The sequence below is a fragment of the Aeromonas sp. 30P genome, from assembly GCF_051919805.1.
GTDB classification, from domain to species: domain Bacteria; phylum Pseudomonadota; class Gammaproteobacteria; order Enterobacterales; family Aeromonadaceae; genus Aeromonas; species Aeromonas veronii.
Genome location: NZ_JBQBEA010000001.1, coordinates 4,565,674 through 4,580,032 on the forward strand (window position 1 = coordinate 4,565,674; position 14,359 = coordinate 4,580,032).

Here is a 14,359-nt window from a genome sequence, read left to right on the forward strand (position 1 = left end):
ATCAGGCTTCCGCAGTCGCCTGCTGGGCCTGTGCTTGCGCCATGTGCTGGGCAAACAGGGCATCGAAGTTGACCGGTGCCAGGTTCAGCTGCGGGAAGGAACCCTTGCTCACCATGTTGGCCACGGCTTCGCGGGCATACGGGAACAGGATGTTCGGGCAGAAGGCAGCCAGGCAGTGAGCCAGTTGCGGCTCAGGCAGGTTACCGATGGTGAAGATACCGGCTTGCTGTACTTCGCACAGGAAGGCAGTTTCGGTTTCCAGTTTGCAAGTCACGGTCAGGGTCAGGACAACCTCGTAGACGTTCTCAGCCAGGATGTTGGTCTTGGTATCCATATCCAGCTTGACGTCCGGCTGCCACTCTTTCTGGAAGATGTGCGGGGTGTTCGGCGCTTCGAAAGAGACATCCTTGGTGTAAACACGCTGGATGTGGAATTCCGGTTGTACTTCCTGGTTGTTGATCTCGTCAGCCATTTCGTTTGATTCCTTGTTATATGGATAAGTGGGCTCAGGCCCTGCTTAAATCAGCGTTTCTTGGTTACCGGCAGATTTTCTGCACGCCATTGGGCCATGCCACCGCCGAGCACATAAACCTGCTTGAAGCCAGCTTTGCTCAGCTGACGGCCCGCGCCGCCCGCAGTCATTCCCGACTCGCACACCACTATGATGGGGGCATCTTTATGCTTTTCAACCGGGCCCAGATTATTGCTCTGGATCTGGGTCAGCGGCAGGTGCTGGGCACCGGCCAGATGGCCCTTGGCATACTCTTCCTGACTGCGAATATCCACCACGGTGGCGTTTTCACGGTTGATCAGCAGGGTCGCGGTGTGGTTGTTGACGGTTTTTACCGGGGACAAACGGGCACGCACAGTGGTGTAAACCAGGGTGCCAGCCAGACCCAACCAGGCTGCGGTCAGCAGCGGGTTACGGGCCGCAAAATCCAAATACTCTTGCATCTTCTACTATCCAGGGACCAAGACAAGGGCCCGAGTATACATGGGGGTATTGATAAGATCAGCCATCTTGGCGGCAAAGCGCGAGCAGGCTCCCATCATCATTGGGCAGCGAGCATGGCAGGAAAGGCGTGGCTTGCGGGGCCGCGGGAGCGCCCCTTGGCTATCAGGTGACTATTTCGGCAGATGTAGTAATATTACGCTAGTTTCATTTCCCGCATTTTTTCCAATCCGAGAGGACATAGTCTTATGTCAACAGCTAAGAAACCTTTGGTTCTGGTCATCATGGACGGTTGGGGCTACAGCACCAAGCAAGAGCACAACGCCGTCGCTGCCGCCAAGACTCCCAACCTCGATCGTCTGGCCCGTGACTACACCAGCACCCTGATCTCCGGCTCCGGTCTGGATGTCGGTCTGCCGGATGGCCAGATGGGCAACTCCGAAGTGGGCCACGTCAACATCGGTGCCGGTCGCATCGTCTATCAGGAGCTGACCCGCATCTCCAAAGACATCCAGGACGGCGAATTCTTCCAGAACGTCGAGCTGGCCAAGGCTGTTGACGCTGCCGTCACCAACGGCAAAGCCGTTCACATCATGGGCCTGATGTCTCCGGGTGGTGTACACAGCCACGAAGAGCACATCATGGGCATGATCGAAATGGCAGCCAAGCGTGGCGCCGAGAAGATCTACCTGCACGCCTTCCTGGATGGCCGCGACGTTCCGCCGCGCTCCGCCCAGTCCTCCATCGAGCTGTTCGACGCCCTGTTCGCCAAGCTGGGCAAAGGTCGTTTCGCCTCCATGATCGGTCGTTACTTTGCCATGGACCGTGACAACCGCTGGGATCGCGTGCAGCAAGCCTATGACCTGATGACCCAGGGCAAGGGCGAGTTCACCGCCGAGAGCGCCACCGAAGCGCTGGCTGCCGCCTATGCCCGCGACGAGAACGACGAGTTCGTCAAAGCGACCCGCATCGGCGAAGCTGCCCCGATGGAAGATGGCGATGCGCTGATTTTCATGAACTTCCGTGCCGACCGTGCCCGTGAAATCACCCGCGCCTTCGTTGACACCGACTTCACCGGCTTCGCCCGTGCAGTCGAGCCGAAACTGAACTTCGTGATGCTGACCGAATACGCGGCCGACATCAAAACTGCCTGTGCCTACCCGCCGACCGCTCTGGTCAACACCCTGGGTGAGTGGCTGGCCAAGCAGGGCAAGACCCAGCTGCGCATCTCCGAAACCGAGAAGTATGCTCACGTCACCTTCTTCTTCAACGGTGGCGAGGAGTCCTGCTTCACCGGCGAAGATCGCGAGATCGTGGCCAGCCCGAAAGTGGCGACCTATGACCTGCAGCCTGAGATGAGCTCCGAAGAGCTGACCGACAAGCTGGTTGCGGCCATCAAGAGCGGCAAGTACGACGTCATCATCTGTAACTACCCGAATGGCGACATGGTTGGTCACACCGGTGTATTCGATGCCGCAGTCAAAGCTTGTGAAGCCGTTGACCACTGCATCGGTCGCGTCACCGACGCCCTGGCCGAAGTGGGTGGCGAGTGCCTGATCACTGCCGACCACGGTAACGCCGAGAAGATGCTGGACGAAGAGACTGGTCAGGCCCACACCGCCCACACCAATCTGCCGGTTCCTCTCATCTATTTCGGTCGCAAAGCCGAGGTAGTTGAAGGTGGCAAACTGTCCGATCTGGCCCCCACCATGCTGACCCTGATGGGTCTGCCGGTGCCGCCGGAAATGACTGGCAAGCCCCTGATGATTCTGAAATAATCCTTCCCCATGCGGGGATGCGAAGTTATTTCACAGAAAACCAGTCGCGTCGGCCTGTTGGCCGGCGCGCTGTTTTTTTGCCTGTCGTTTGGCGCCAGCACACCGGCTTTGGCCGCCAATCAGCAGCTGGGCACCATGCAGTCCCAGATCAAAGAGCAACAGAAGACCATCAAGCTCAGCAAGCAGGAGCTTGCCAAGCTCAATACCCAGCTCAAGGCTGACGAGCAGGCCATCTCGGCCGCCGCCGCCAAACTCAACCAGACCAGGCAGCAGTTGAAGCAGAACCAGCAGACGCTGGCGACCCTGCAAAAAGACAAGCTGGCGCTGGAAGTTCAAGCCAAACATCAGAAGCAGTTGCTGGCCAAACAGGCGGAGAGCGCTTTTCAGGCGGGCAACCACGACTACCTCAAACTGCTGCTAAATCAGCAGGATCCGGCCAAACTGAGCCGCTCCCTCGACTACTACGACTACCTCAACAAGGCCCGCATCGAGGCCATCGACGCCCTGCGCGCCACCCGCGACAAGCTGGCGAAAAACCAGCAGGCCACCAAAGAGACCGAAACCAGACTGCAGACCCTGCTTGCCGAACAGCAGGAACATCACCAGACCCTGCTGGCCAGCCAGCAGAGCCGGGCCAAGGTGCGCAACCAGTTGCAGCAATCAGTACAGGATGACGAGCAGAAGCTCACCAAGCTGGTCAAGGCGGAGAAGGCGCTGAAAGCCCGGCTGGAAGAGCTGCGCCGCCAGCGTGAAGAGCAAGAGCGCCGTGAACGGGCCGAGCGGGAACGGCTGGCCAAGCTGAAAGCGGAGCAGGAGCGTCAGCGCAAGCTGGCTGAACAGCGCCGCGCCGAGCAACAACGACTCGCTGCCCAGCAGAACAAAACCGTCAAACCGGCAGAACCTGCCGAAGAGGTGGCCAGCAGCAAACCGGAGCGCGGCTCGGGCATCAGCAGTGCTGGCCACTATAGCGGCCTCAAGACCAATGGCAGCCTGCGCTGGCCGGTGCAGGGACCGATCCTCATCTCCTATGGCTCGCCCCGTACCGCCCAGCTCAAGTGGAAAGGCACCCTGATCGGCGCCAGCGAAGGAACCCAGGTCAAGGCGGTTGCACCGGGACAAGTGGTCTACGCCGACTGGCTCGACGGCTTCGGTATGCTGCTGGTGATCGACCACGGTAAAGGCTATATGAGCCTCTACGGTCACAATCAGTCGCTGCTGCGTCAGGTTGGCCAGAATGTGGAACAGGGTGAACCGGTAGCGCTGGTCGGTGACAGTGGCGGTCAGGACAGACCGGGCCTCTACTTCGAAATTCGCTATCAGGGCGAGGCGATCAACCCGACCAAATGGCTGGCCAAGGGTTGAGTCAACCCGGCCGACAAACGCGTCATACGCTCACTAGCAAAAGCCTGCCTCACGCAGGCTTTTGTCATTTCAGGAGCGCCCTCCCCACCGTCGGCCCCATTTGATGAAAAATTACCTAATTTTTCGCTCGGCTCAGGGGAAGACAACCAGACCGATCTGCTCCAGCAATGTCTGCTGCTGATCCTCGTTGATCTGTACTCCCTGCAGGTCGACCCGACGCAGATCCAGCCCCGGCAGATCGCACTGGCGCAGATCGCAGCCCTGCAGCTTGAAGCTGGTCCAGTCGATCTGGCCAAACTCGGAGCCGCTGAGATCGGATCCCGCCAGCGAGGCACCAAACAGGTTGACCCCCTGCCAGCGGTTGCCGGTCAGCTCGCACTTCTCCAGCAGGCAGCCCTCAAAGCTGGCATAGCTGAAGTTGTTGCCGGTCAGATGGGCCTCGCAGAAGTAGCTTTTGGCGGTGATCTGGTTGGCGAAGCTGGCGTGGCCGAAGTTAATACCGACCGCCTGACAGTCGCGCATCTCCAACCCCAGACACTGGCTGCGGCTGCAATCGGCCATGGTGAGATCGCAGCGCAGGAAGCTGGCCTCGCGCAGATCGCAACCCTGCAACAGGCAGCCCCGTTCACTCTCCCGATCGTAGAAGCTGCAGTCGATGAAGCGGCTATCGCTCAGATCCAGCCAGGAGAAGTTGCAGCCGATAAAGCGGCACTCCGAGAACTGCTCCCCCTCCACATCCTGTTGCTCGAACCGGACATCCACAAACTGCTTGCCTCTGATCATCGGAAAACTCCTGCCAAAACGGCTTCATATGCTGACTTTATCCGCCAAAAACGGTAATGTTACATGTAACATCCACGCTGGACACCCCTATGAGCCCCACCCGCAAGCGCCGCCCCACCCTGCAAGATATCGCCGACCAGACCGGCGTGACCAAGATGACTGTCAGCCGCTATCTGCGCGACCCGCAGACCGTGGCGGAGGGGACCCGCGAGCGGATCGCAGCTGTAGTGGAAGAGCTGGGTTATATCCCCAATCGGGCGCCGGATATTCTCTCCAACGCGACCAGCAAGGCGATCGGCATCCTGATCCCCTCACTTTCCAACCAAGTATTCTCGGCGGTGATCCACGGCATCGAGTCGGTGACCCGACCGGCCGGCTACCAGACCCTGCTGGCCCACTACGGCTACAGTCCGGAGCGGGAGGAGGAGCAGGTCGCGTCCCTACTCTCCTACCATGTGGATGGCCTCATCCTCTCCGACAGCCAGCACACAGAGCGCACTCGCAAGATGATCGCCACCGCCGGCATTCCGGTGGTGGAGACCATGGATCTGCCGCAAACCCCCATCGATATGGTGGTCGGCATGGACCATAGAGCCGCGGCCCGGGCCATGGTAACAGAGATGCTGCGCCGGGGCCGACGCAAGGTGGTCTATCTGGGGGCGCGGCTCGACGTGCGCACCCAGCTGCGGATGGAGGGTTACTATCAGGCGATGACCGACTTCGGCCTCACCGGCCAGCATCTGCTGACCGAACAATCCTCCAGCTTCACTCTGGGGGGCGAGCTGCTGGATCAGGCGCTGGTACGCTATCCCGACCTCGACGGCCTGTTCTGCACCAACGATGACCTGGCGGTGGGTGCTCTGCTGCAGTGTCAGGCCAAGTGGATCCCGGTGCCCCAGCAGATCGCCATCGCCGGTTGCAACGCTCTCGACATCGGCCACGCCATGACCCCCAAACTGGCCAGTATCGCCACCCCGCGGGAAGCGATCGGTCGGGAGGCGGCCACCATGCTGCTGGCTCGTCTCAGCGGCCAATCCCAACCCGACACCCGCAAGGATATCGGCTTCTCCCTCTATGTCGGGGAGAGTCTGGGGTAATCCCTTCCCTCACCCACTTAAGTCACGCTGATAGCAAACAGGCCACCCGAGGGTGGCCTGTTTGGTTTTCGGCACAACTGATGCTTAGCGTTTTACCAGCTCAACCGCTTCGCGGGAGAGGCGGGTCACCTCTTCCCAGTTGCCGCTCTTGACCGCATCGGCCGGCAGCATCCAGGAGCCGCCGACGGTGGCCACGCACTTGAGTGCCAGATAGTCGGCCACGTTTTTCGGGCCGATACCGCCGGTCGGGCAGAACTTCACCTGGGGCAGCGGCGCCGCGATGGCGGAGAGCGCCTTGGTACCGCCGTTCGCTTCGGCCGGGAAGAACTTCAGGTGGTCGTAGCCCGCTTCCAGCGCCTGCATCACTTCAGACGGGGTAGCCACGCCCGGGATCAGCGGCGCAGTGCTCTTGGCCGCGTGGGCCAGCAGGACCGGGGTCATCCCCGGGGAGATGACGAAACGGGCACCGGCAGCGACGGCGGCGTCAAACTGCTCGCAGTTGAGCACGGTACCGGCACCGACCATGGCATCCGGCATCGCCTTGGCGATGAGGGCGATGGCATCGAGCGCCACCGGGGTGCGCAAGGTGATTTCGAAGACAGAGATGCCGCCGTCGAGCAGCGCCTTGGCCATCGGCAGGGCCTGATCCAGCTCGTTGATAACCATCACGGGTACCAGCGGGGAGGCGGCAAACACCTCGGCCGGGGTCACTTTCCAGTTCTGCATAGCTCTTCCTTAGTCAAAGATGGTAGCGCCGCACTCGGCGCTCGATACCGCGCGACGCATCACGCTGAACAGTTCACGGCCCCACCCCTCTTGTTCCAGAGTGAGGTCAATCTCGGCCTGGGTACGGCCACTCAAATCGGTCAGGCAGTCGAGGCTGCCGTTTACCGCATCAACCCGCAGTAGGTCACCGTCAGCAAGCAGGCCGATGGCCCCGCCGTGCAGCGCTTCCGGGGTGACGTGGATGGCGGCCGGGATCTTGCCGGAGGCACCGGAGAGACGGCCATCGGTGACCAGCGCCACCTTGTAACCGGCTTTTTGCAGATTGCCGAGCACCGGCATCAGCTTGTGCAGCTCTGGCATGCCGTTGGCGGCCGGGCCATTGTGGCGCACCACGATCACGGCGTCCTGATTGAGATCGCCCGCCTTGTAGGCTGCTTCCACCGCATGCTGGGAGGAGAAGACCCGCGCCGGCGCTTCAATCACCCGATACTCGGGAGCCACGGCGGAGACCTTGACCACGGCGCGGCCCAGATTGCCCGCCAGCAGCTTGGTGCCGCCAGTGGCCTGGAATACGCTGCCGGAAGGTGAAAGCACGCTCGCATCGCCGCTTTCGCCGACCGGCTGCCATACCAGCTGGCCATCGACCAGTGCCGGACGGCTGAGGTAATCCTGCATCTCGCCAAAGACCGGAGTAGCGTCCATGTGGATCAGCCCCTCTTGCGCCAGACGGCGCATCAGGCCGGGCACGCCGCCTGCCTGTTCGAAGGCGTTGACGTCGGCCGGGCCGTTCGGGTACATGCGAACCAGCAGCGGCACCACGTCGGAGAGATCGCTGATATCATCCCAGGTCAGCACCAGACCGGCGGCGCGGGCCAGCGCCACCATATGGATGCTGTGGTTGGTGCTGCCGCCGGAGGCGAGCAGGGCCACCAGACCGTTGACCAGCGAACGCTCGTCCAGCACCTCGCTCAGCGGGCGATAGGCCGGGGAACCCGGGATCATAGCGCTGATGCGGCGGGCCGCCTCAACGGTCAGGGCATGGCGCAGCTCGCTGTGCGGGTGGACGAAGGCAGAGCCCGGCAGCATCAGGCCCATGGCCTCAAACACCAACTGGTTGGTATTGGCAGTACCGTAGAAGGTGCAGGTGCCCGCCGCGTGGTAGGCGCCGCACTCCATCTGCAGCAGGGCGTCGCGGCCCACTTCACCGGCGGCGTACTTCTGACGCACCTTCACCTTCTCGTCATTGCTGATACCGCTCGCCATCGGGCCAGCAGGAACAAACGCCGTCGGCAGGTGGGCGTGGGAGAGCGCCCCCATGATCTGGCCCGGGGCGATCTTGTCGCAGATACCGAGCAGCAGGGTGGCATCGAAAGTGTTGTGAGAGAGCGACAGCGCGGTTGCCTGAGCGATCAGGTCGCGGGAGAAGAGGGACATGTCCATCCCCGGCTGACCCTGAGTCACGCCGTCGCACATGGCGGGAACGCCACCGGCAACCTGAGCACTGTGACCCAGCTCGGCCAGCGCCCCCTTGATGATATCCGGATAGCCCTGATAGGGCTGATGGGCGCTCAGCATGTCGTTGTAGGCGGTGACGATGCCGACGTTGGCGCGGGTCATGTCGAGGATACGACCCTTCTCGTCACTGCTGCAGGCGGCCACGGCGTGGGCCAGGTTGCCACAGGCCAGTGCGGCGCGGGTCTTGCCCTGCTCGGCCTGACGCTGGATGCGGGCCATAAAGGCCTGACGACGGGCGGCACTGCGCTCGCGGATGCGGGCAGTGACGTCGGAAATTACCTGATGAATCATTGGGCTTGCTCCAATGCTGTGACGGCGCGGTCAACCACCTGTTCGAAGGTGCCGTCTATATCAATGTGGAATACACCGGCTTCGCCATCCGGGCGCTCCAGCGTATCGAACTGACTTTGTACCATGCTTTCACGCATGAAATGGCCCTTGCGGGCACGCATCCGCTCGAGGATCAGCGGCTGGCTGCCATCGAGGAAGATGAAGCTGACCGACTCGTTGCCTTCGCGGATCTGGTCGCGGTACTTCTTTTTGAGGGCGGAACAGACAATGATGCCGGTCTCGTTCTTCCGCTCGAGACTGTAGGCGGCGTCGCGGATCCGCTCCAGCCAGGGGGCACGATCCTCATCGTTGAGGGGGTTGCCGCCAGCCATCTTCTGGATGTTGGCCTTGGGGTGCAGGTCATCACCATCGATGAACTTGGCGCCCAGCGCTTCGGCCACTTTCAGACCCACGCTGGATTTGCCGCTACCACACACACCCATCACGATAATGCACTTACCCGCCATAATTTGACCTCTGTCCCACTTTTCAAAAAACCAGCTGTTGATGGGTTCTAATCTAACACGTTACCGGTAACATGTTACCGGTAACGATTGAAAATGTGAAGTCTGCCACAGACTGAGCAAACCCATAGTCACCTGGGCATATGATGTTGAGCCCTTGCCATAAATCTAAATAAATCATAAAGATATGGTTTGCCGACGGATCGGCAAGGTGTCACGACTGAACTTGGAAAAAGGAACGCATAACAATGTCTGACCTCTCCCTGATCATGACAGCCGCCGGCTCGATTGTGCTGCTGCTCTTCCTAGTGATGAAGGCCCGGCTCCACGCCGTGGTAGCCCTGATCCTGGTCTCCATGGTGGCGGGTCTCGCCGCCGGCATGAACCCGGCCGATATCGCCAACACCATCCAGAAAGGAATGGGTGGCACCCTCGGTTTCGTCGCGGTAGTGGTGGCGCTGGGCGCCATGTTCGGCAAGGTGATGGAAGTGACTGGTGCTCTCGACCGGGTAGCCCACACTCTGCTCGGCAAGTTTGGCGTCAAGCGCGCCAACTGGGCCATGGCCCTGACCGGCTTTGTCTGCGCCCTGCCGCTCTTCTTTGACGTGGCCGTGGTGCTGCTGATCGGCGTCGCCTTCGCCATCGTCCGTCGTGGCGGCGGCAGCGTGGTGAAGATCGGTATCGCCCTGCTGGCCGGTATCGCCACTTGCCAGGCCTTCCTTATCCCGGCGCCGGGCCCGATCCTGGTCGCTTCCCAACTGGGTGCCGACTTCGGCTACATGATCCTGTTCGGCCTGATCGCCGCCGTACCGGCGCTGATCCTGGCTGGCCCGCTGTTCGGTGACTTCATCAGCAAGATCGTCGATGTACCGCTGCCTGCCGATGCCCAGAACAGCGTCCACGATGACAGCAAATCCCTGCCCTCCTTCGGGCTGGCCATGGGCCTCATCGGTCTGCCGCTGCTGCTGATCGGCCTCAAGACCATCGTCGGTCGTTTCGTCGAGGCGGGCTCCACCCTGCACAACTGGCTGGAGTTCATCGGTCACCCCTTCACTGCCATCATGGTCGCCTGTCTGGCCGCCTTCTATCTGCTGGGTATTCGCCGCGGCATGTCCCGTGACGAGGTGATGAGCGTCTGCAACAGCGCCATCCAGCCCGCCGGTGTCATCATCCTGGTGACCGGTGCCGGCGGCGTGTTCAAGCAGGTGCTGGTTGACTCCGGCGTGGGTGCCGCGCTGGGCAACATGCTGGCCGACTCCGGTCTGCCCATCGTCGCACTGGCTTTCATTCTGGCCGCTGCGGTGCGGGTGATTCAGGGTTCCGCCACCGTCGCCATGCTGACCGCCTGCGGTCTGGTGCTGCCGATGCTGGAGCCGCTCGGCCTGAATGGCGCCCAGCTGGCTGCCGTCACCATCGCCATCGGCGGCGGTGCCATCGTGCTCTCCCACGTCAACGACTCCGGTTTCTGGCTGGCGAACCGCTACCTCGGCCTGACCGAGAAGCAGACCCTGCAGACCTGGACCGTGATGGAAACCATCATCGGCACCACTGGCGGCGTGATGGCGATGATCATCTACAGCTTCCTCTGACAAGGGCGAAATGCTGACAAAAAGGCCTCACTCGTGAGGCCTTTTTCATCTTTCTGATGATTCTTTCTTTGGCTGAGAGGGCGAGATTGCTAGAATCGCCTATTCATCGCTCCGAGTGGAACGCTTAACCCCGTGATTTCAGGTTTATCTATGCATTCATCGGCCCATTATCGACAACTGCTGGCGCGCCTGCCCCAGATCGCCGTCGCAGCGGATCAGTTTGAAGTGCTCTACAGCGCCCAGGATTTCAAACGCCGCATTCTTGCGCTTATCGCCAGTGCCACCCGGCGCATCTATCTGGTCGCGCTCTATCTGCAGGATGACGAAGCTGGCCGGGAGATCCTCTCCGCCCTCTACGCCGCCAAGCAGCGCAATCCGGCCCTCGACATCAAGCTGTTCGTCGACTTCCACCGTGCCCAGCGCGGCCTGATCGGCAGAGGCAAGCAGGGCGGCAACCACCTGATGTATCAGGCCATGGCTGCCGAACACGAGCACCGGATCGAAATCTACGGCGTGCCGGTCAAGGGGCGCGAGCTGCTCGGCGTGCTCCACCTCAAGGGCTTCATCTTCGATGATGTGGTGCTCTACTCCGGCGCCAGCCTCAACGACATCTACCTGCATCAGCAGGATCGCTACCGCTTCGATCGCTATCACCAGATCACCAGCCCGGAGCTGGCCCGCAGCATGGTCAACTATGTGGATGACCTGTTCGTGAAGAGCGACGCGGTGCAGCGACTGGATCACAGCGATATCCCCAGCGCCAAACAGCTGAAGGGGCCGATCCGCCGCTTCAAGCAGAACCTGCGCCAGAGCCAGTACCGCTTCAGCACCATGCCAGTCAATACTCAGGAAGTGGCCGTCACCCCCATGGTGGGTCTGGGCAAGCGCAACAATCAGCTCAACCTGATGATCCGCAATCTGGTACGCGCCACCGAGCGGGAGATCTTCATCTGCACCCCTTACTTCAACCCCCCCAAAGAGTTGAGCAAGGATATCGAGGATCTGCTGCAGCGCGGTTGCAAAGTCACCATCGTAGTGGGCGACAAGACCGCCAACGACTTCTTCATTCCACCGGAAGAGAAGTTCTCGACCATCGGTGGCCTGCCCTATCTCTACGAAACCAACCTGCGCAAGTTTGCCGAGCGTAACCAGCGCCACATCGACGACGGTCGCCTCAACCTGATGCTCTGGTGTTGCGAGCGCAACTCCTACCATCTCAAGGGGATCTTCGTGGATGACGAGTGGGCCCTGCTCACCGGCAACAACCTCAACCCCCGCGCCTGGGCGCTGGATCTGGAGAACGGCCTGCTGGTGCACGATCGTCGCCACCTGCTGCGTCCCCAGTTCAATGCGGAGCGGGAGAACATCCTGACCAACACCAAGCGGATCAGCCACTTCGATCAGGTGGAACAGATCCAGGACTACCCGGAACAGGTGCGCAAGCTGCTGGGACGGATCCACCGGGTCAAGGCCCATCTGCTGCTTAAACGCATCATCTGACCTTGGGCGCCATGCGCCCGCACCTTGCCTGTTGGCAGCCGCACAAAGGCCTCCCGTTTTCGGCAGGCCTTTGTTATATCCGCCGTTTCCCCCGCCTTGGCGGCCCTGCCAGCAGCAACTCGGCTTGCATCGGCCCCTCAACAACCCCTATCATCTGGACATATTTACAGTGTTTTCGGGCATCTAATTGATGAAATTGGATAAAATTCCTCTCGATAGCCTCAAGGGTGTCGGCAGCAAGATGCTGGAGAAGCTCGAGCGGCTGGGGCTGGCCACGGTACAGGATCTGCTGTTCCACCTCCCCCTGCGCTACGAGGACCGCACCCAGGTGTGGCCCATCGGCGATCTGCCGCCCGGCCTGCACGGCGCTGTCGAGGGCGAAATCCAGGACACTCAGCTGGTGATGGGGCGCCGCCGCATGATGGTCTGTCGCATCAGCGATGGCACCGGCACCCTCACCCTGCGCTTCTTCAACTTCACCGCCGCCCAGAAAAACAGTCTGGCGGCGGGTCGTCTGATCCGCTGCTTTGGCGAGGTGCGCCCCGGCAAATACGGGCTGGAGATGGCCCACCCCGAGTACAAGCTGCTCGGCGAGGAGCAGGCAGGCCAGACCGAAGAGGCGCTCACCCCCGTCTACCCGACCACCGAAGGGCTGCGCCAGCTCACCCTGCGCAACCTCACCGATCAGGCGCTGGCCCAGCTCGACCTCTATGGTGTGGAGGAGCTGCTGCCCGCCGGCCTCTATCCCCACCAGATTGAACTGGCCGCCGCCCTGAAGCTGCTGCATCGCCCGCCCCCCTCGGTAGCGCTGCCGCTGCTGGAAAGCGGCCAGCATCCGGCCCAACAGCGACTGGTACTGGAGGAGCTGCTGGCTCACAACCTCTCGGTACTCAAGGTGCGTGCTCAGGCGCAAACCCAGCTGGCCCGCGCCCTCAAACCTGCGCCTGCGCTGGTCGAACAGCTGCTCGGCGCCCTGCCGTTCAAGCCCACCGGCGCCCAGAGCCGGGTGGTGGCCGAGATAAGCAAGGATCTGCAACAGAGCCACCCCATGATGCGGCTGGTGCAGGGCGACGTGGGCTCCGGCAAGACTCTGGTTGCAGCGCTGGCCGCCCTGCAGGCTATTGGCAACGGCTGTCAGGTAGGCTTGATGGCACCGACCGAGCTGCTGGCGGAACAGCACGCCATCAACTTCGCCAAGTGGCTGGAGCCGCTCGGCATCGGAGTCGGCTGGCTGGCGGGCAAACAGAAAGGCAAGGCGCGGGAAGAGGCGCTGGCCGCGATCAAAGATGGCAGCGTCAAGATGGTGGTGGGCACCCACGCCATCTTTCAGGAGCAGGTGGTGTTCCAGCGCCTCGCCTTGGTCATCATCGATGAACAGCACAGATTCGGGGTACATCAGCGCCTCGCCCTGCGCGAGAAAGGGGAACGTGAGGGGGTGCATCCCCATCAACTCATCATGACCGCCACTCCCATCCCCCGCACCCTAGCGATGACCGCCTATGCCGACCTCGACACCTCGGTCATCGACGAACTGCCGCCGGGCCGTACCCCCATCACCACGGTGGCGCTGCCCGACAGCCGTCGCGGCGATGTAATCGAGCGGGTCAAACTCGCCTGCACCGAGGGCAAGCAGGCCTACTGGGTCTGCACCCTGATCGAGGAGTCGGAGGTGCTGGAGTGTCAGGCCGCCGAGGATACCGCTGCCGAGCTGCAGAACCTGTTGCCCGGTCTGCATATCGGGCTGGTGCACGGCCGGATGCGCCCGGTCGAGAAACAGCGGGTGATGGAGGAGTTCAAGGCAGGCATACTGCAACTGCTGGTCGCCACCACCGTCATCGAGGTGGGGGTGGACGTGCCCAACGCCAGCCTGATGATCATCGAAAACCCGGAACGGCTCGGGCTGGCGCAGCTGCACCAACTGCGCGGCCGGGTTGGCCGGGGCGCGGTAGCCTCTCACTGCGTGCTGCTCTATCATGCCCCCTTGTCCAAGACGGCCCAGAGCCGGCTCGGGGTGCTGCGGGAGAGCAACGACGGCTTCCTGATCGCCCAGCGCGATCTGGAACTGCGCGGCCCGGGGAACTGCTCGGCACCCGCCAGACCGGTCTGGCCGATCTCAAGATCGCCGATCTGGTGCGGGATCAGCCGCTTATTCCGCAGGTGCAAAAAATGGCGCGCTTCCTTATGGATAGGCATCCTAGTCATGTCGAACCCTTGATTCGCCGTTGGCTCGGTCTGCGAGACCACTACTCAAACGCCTGACAAC

The 14,359-nt window shown here is 61.7% G+C and carries 11 protein-coding genes and 1 pseudogene; 6 read left to right on the forward strand and 6 right to left on the reverse strand.

Translation table 11 applies throughout. The features are described from left to right. Window position 1: 1 nt before the first annotated feature. Window positions 2–472 carry a protein-export chaperone SecB gene (secB, locus tag ACTG2B_RS21790; RefSeq protein ID WP_005340639.1) on the reverse strand — a complete coding sequence of 157 codons (471 nt, stop codon included), beginning with the start codon at window positions 470–472 and terminating at the stop codon, window positions 2–4. 50 nt (window positions 473–522) lie between these two features. Next, entirely contained in the window at window positions 523–954 is a 432-nt protein-coding gene (locus ACTG2B_RS21795; RefSeq protein ID WP_005340640.1) for a rhodanese-like domain-containing protein, read from the reverse strand. A gap of 246 nt (window positions 955–1,200) precedes the next feature. Here ACTG2B_RS21795 and gpmM point away from each other — a divergent pair, with 246 nt between their 5' ends. Both gpmM and envC read left to right on the forward strand, forming a co-directional pair. Next, on the forward strand, window positions 1,201–2,730 hold the full coding sequence (gpmM, locus tag ACTG2B_RS21800) for a 2,3-bisphosphoglycerate-independent phosphoglycerate mutase (protein ID WP_005356867.1): 1,530 nt from the start codon (window positions 1,201–1,203) through the stop codon (window positions 2,728–2,730). A 9-nt stretch (window positions 2,731–2,739) separates the two neighbouring features. Beyond that, on the forward strand, window positions 2,740–4,092 hold the full coding sequence (envC, locus tag ACTG2B_RS21805; RefSeq protein WP_439996834.1) for a murein hydrolase activator EnvC: 1,353 nt from the start codon (window positions 2,740–2,742) through the stop codon (window positions 4,090–4,092). A gap of 132 nt (window positions 4,093–4,224) precedes the next feature. On the opposite strand, the gene ACTG2B_RS21810 is transcribed toward envC, so the two are convergent. Beyond that, a complete protein-coding gene (locus ACTG2B_RS21810; RefSeq protein ID WP_439996835.1) occupies window positions 4,225–4,875 on the reverse strand; it encodes a Qnr family pentapeptide repeat protein in 651 nt (216 codons plus the stop codon). Window positions 4,876–4,964: 89 nt separating this feature from the next. Here ACTG2B_RS21810 and ACTG2B_RS21815 point away from each other — a divergent pair, with 89 nt between their 5' ends. After that, a complete protein-coding gene (locus ACTG2B_RS21815) occupies window positions 4,965–5,972 on the forward strand; it encodes a substrate-binding domain-containing protein (protein WP_043821541.1) in 1,008 nt (335 codons plus the stop codon). 84 nt (window positions 5,973–6,056) lie between these two features. On the opposite strand, the gene ACTG2B_RS21820 is transcribed toward ACTG2B_RS21815, so the two are convergent. Genes ACTG2B_RS21820 through ACTG2B_RS21830 form a run of 3 tightly spaced genes read right to left on the reverse strand, consistent with a single transcriptional unit; the run spans window position 6,057 to window position 9,010 of the window. Continuing rightward, complete coding sequence (locus ACTG2B_RS21820; protein ID WP_302246947.1) at window positions 6,057–6,698, reverse strand: bifunctional 4-hydroxy-2-oxoglutarate aldolase/2-dehydro-3-deoxy-phosphogluconate aldolase; 642 nt, start codon at window positions 6,696–6,698, stop codon at window positions 6,057–6,059. A 9-nt stretch (window positions 6,699–6,707) separates the two neighbouring features. Next, entirely contained in the window at window positions 6,708–8,504 is a 1,797-nt protein-coding gene (gene edd / locus ACTG2B_RS21825; RefSeq protein WP_439996836.1) for a phosphogluconate dehydratase, read from the reverse strand. Beyond that, window positions 8,501–9,010, reverse strand: a complete 510-nt coding sequence (locus ACTG2B_RS21830) for a gluconokinase (RefSeq protein WP_439996837.1) — start codon at window positions 9,008–9,010, stop codon at window positions 8,501–8,503. Before ACTG2B_RS21830 ends, edd begins: the two co-directional genes overlap by 4 nt. Window positions 9,011–9,255: 245 nt before the next feature. Here ACTG2B_RS21830 and gntU point away from each other — a divergent pair, with 245 nt between their 5' ends. From gntU to recG, 3 genes and pseudogenes are all read left to right on the forward strand, one after another. Further along, window positions 9,256–10,596, forward strand: a complete 1,341-nt coding sequence (gene gntU / locus ACTG2B_RS21835) for a gluconate transporter (RefSeq protein WP_005355418.1) — start codon at window positions 9,256–9,258, stop codon at window positions 10,594–10,596. 150 nt (window positions 10,597–10,746) lie between these two features. Continuing rightward, a complete protein-coding gene (pssA, locus tag ACTG2B_RS21840) occupies window positions 10,747–12,096 on the forward strand; it encodes a CDP-diacylglycerol--serine O-phosphatidyltransferase (protein WP_439996838.1) in 1,350 nt (449 codons plus the stop codon). A gap of 190 nt (window positions 12,097–12,286) precedes the next feature. Continuing rightward, window positions 12,287–14,355: pseudogene (gene recG, locus ACTG2B_RS21845) on the forward strand (ATP-dependent DNA helicase RecG). The last annotated feature ends 4 nt before the right edge of the window (window positions 14,356–14,359 follow it).

Excerpts from the sequence above, each read along its gene's own strand:
- ACTG2B_RS21830 (WP_439996837.1), bottom strand. The coding sequence starts at position 9,010 with ATGGCGGGTAAGTGCATTATCGTGATGGGTGTGTGTGGTAGCGGCAAA.
- gntU (WP_005355418.1), top strand. The coding sequence starts at position 9,256 with ATGTCTGACCTCTCCCTGATCATGACAGCCGCCGGCTCGATTGTGCTG.
- edd (WP_439996836.1), bottom strand. The coding sequence starts at position 8,504 with ATGATTCATCAGGTAATTTCCGACGTCACTGCCCGCATCCGCGAGCGC.
- gpmM (WP_005356867.1), top strand. The coding sequence starts at position 1,201 with ATGTCAACAGCTAAGAAACCTTTGGTTCTGGTCATCATGGACGGTTGG.
- ACTG2B_RS21820 (WP_302246947.1), bottom strand. The coding sequence starts at position 6,698 with ATGCAGAACTGGAAAGTGACCCCGGCCGAGGTGTTTGCCGCCTCCCCG.
- ACTG2B_RS21815 (WP_043821541.1), top strand. The coding sequence starts at position 4,965 with ATGAGCCCCACCCGCAAGCGCCGCCCCACCCTGCAAGATATCGCCGAC.
- pssA (WP_439996838.1), top strand. The coding sequence starts at position 10,747 with ATGCATTCATCGGCCCATTATCGACAACTGCTGGCGCGCCTGCCCCAG.
- envC (WP_439996834.1), top strand. The coding sequence starts at position 2,740 with ATGCGGGGATGCGAAGTTATTTCACAGAAAACCAGTCGCGTCGGCCTG.
- secB (WP_005340639.1), bottom strand. The coding sequence starts at position 472 with ATGGCTGACGAGATCAACAACCAGGAAGTACAACCGGAATTCCACATC.
- ACTG2B_RS21810 (WP_439996835.1), bottom strand. The coding sequence starts at position 4,875 with ATGATCAGAGGCAAGCAGTTTGTGGATGTCCGGTTCGAGCAACAGGAT.
- ACTG2B_RS21795 (WP_005340640.1), bottom strand. The coding sequence starts at position 954 with ATGCAAGAGTATTTGGATTTTGCGGCCCGTAACCCGCTGCTGACCGCA.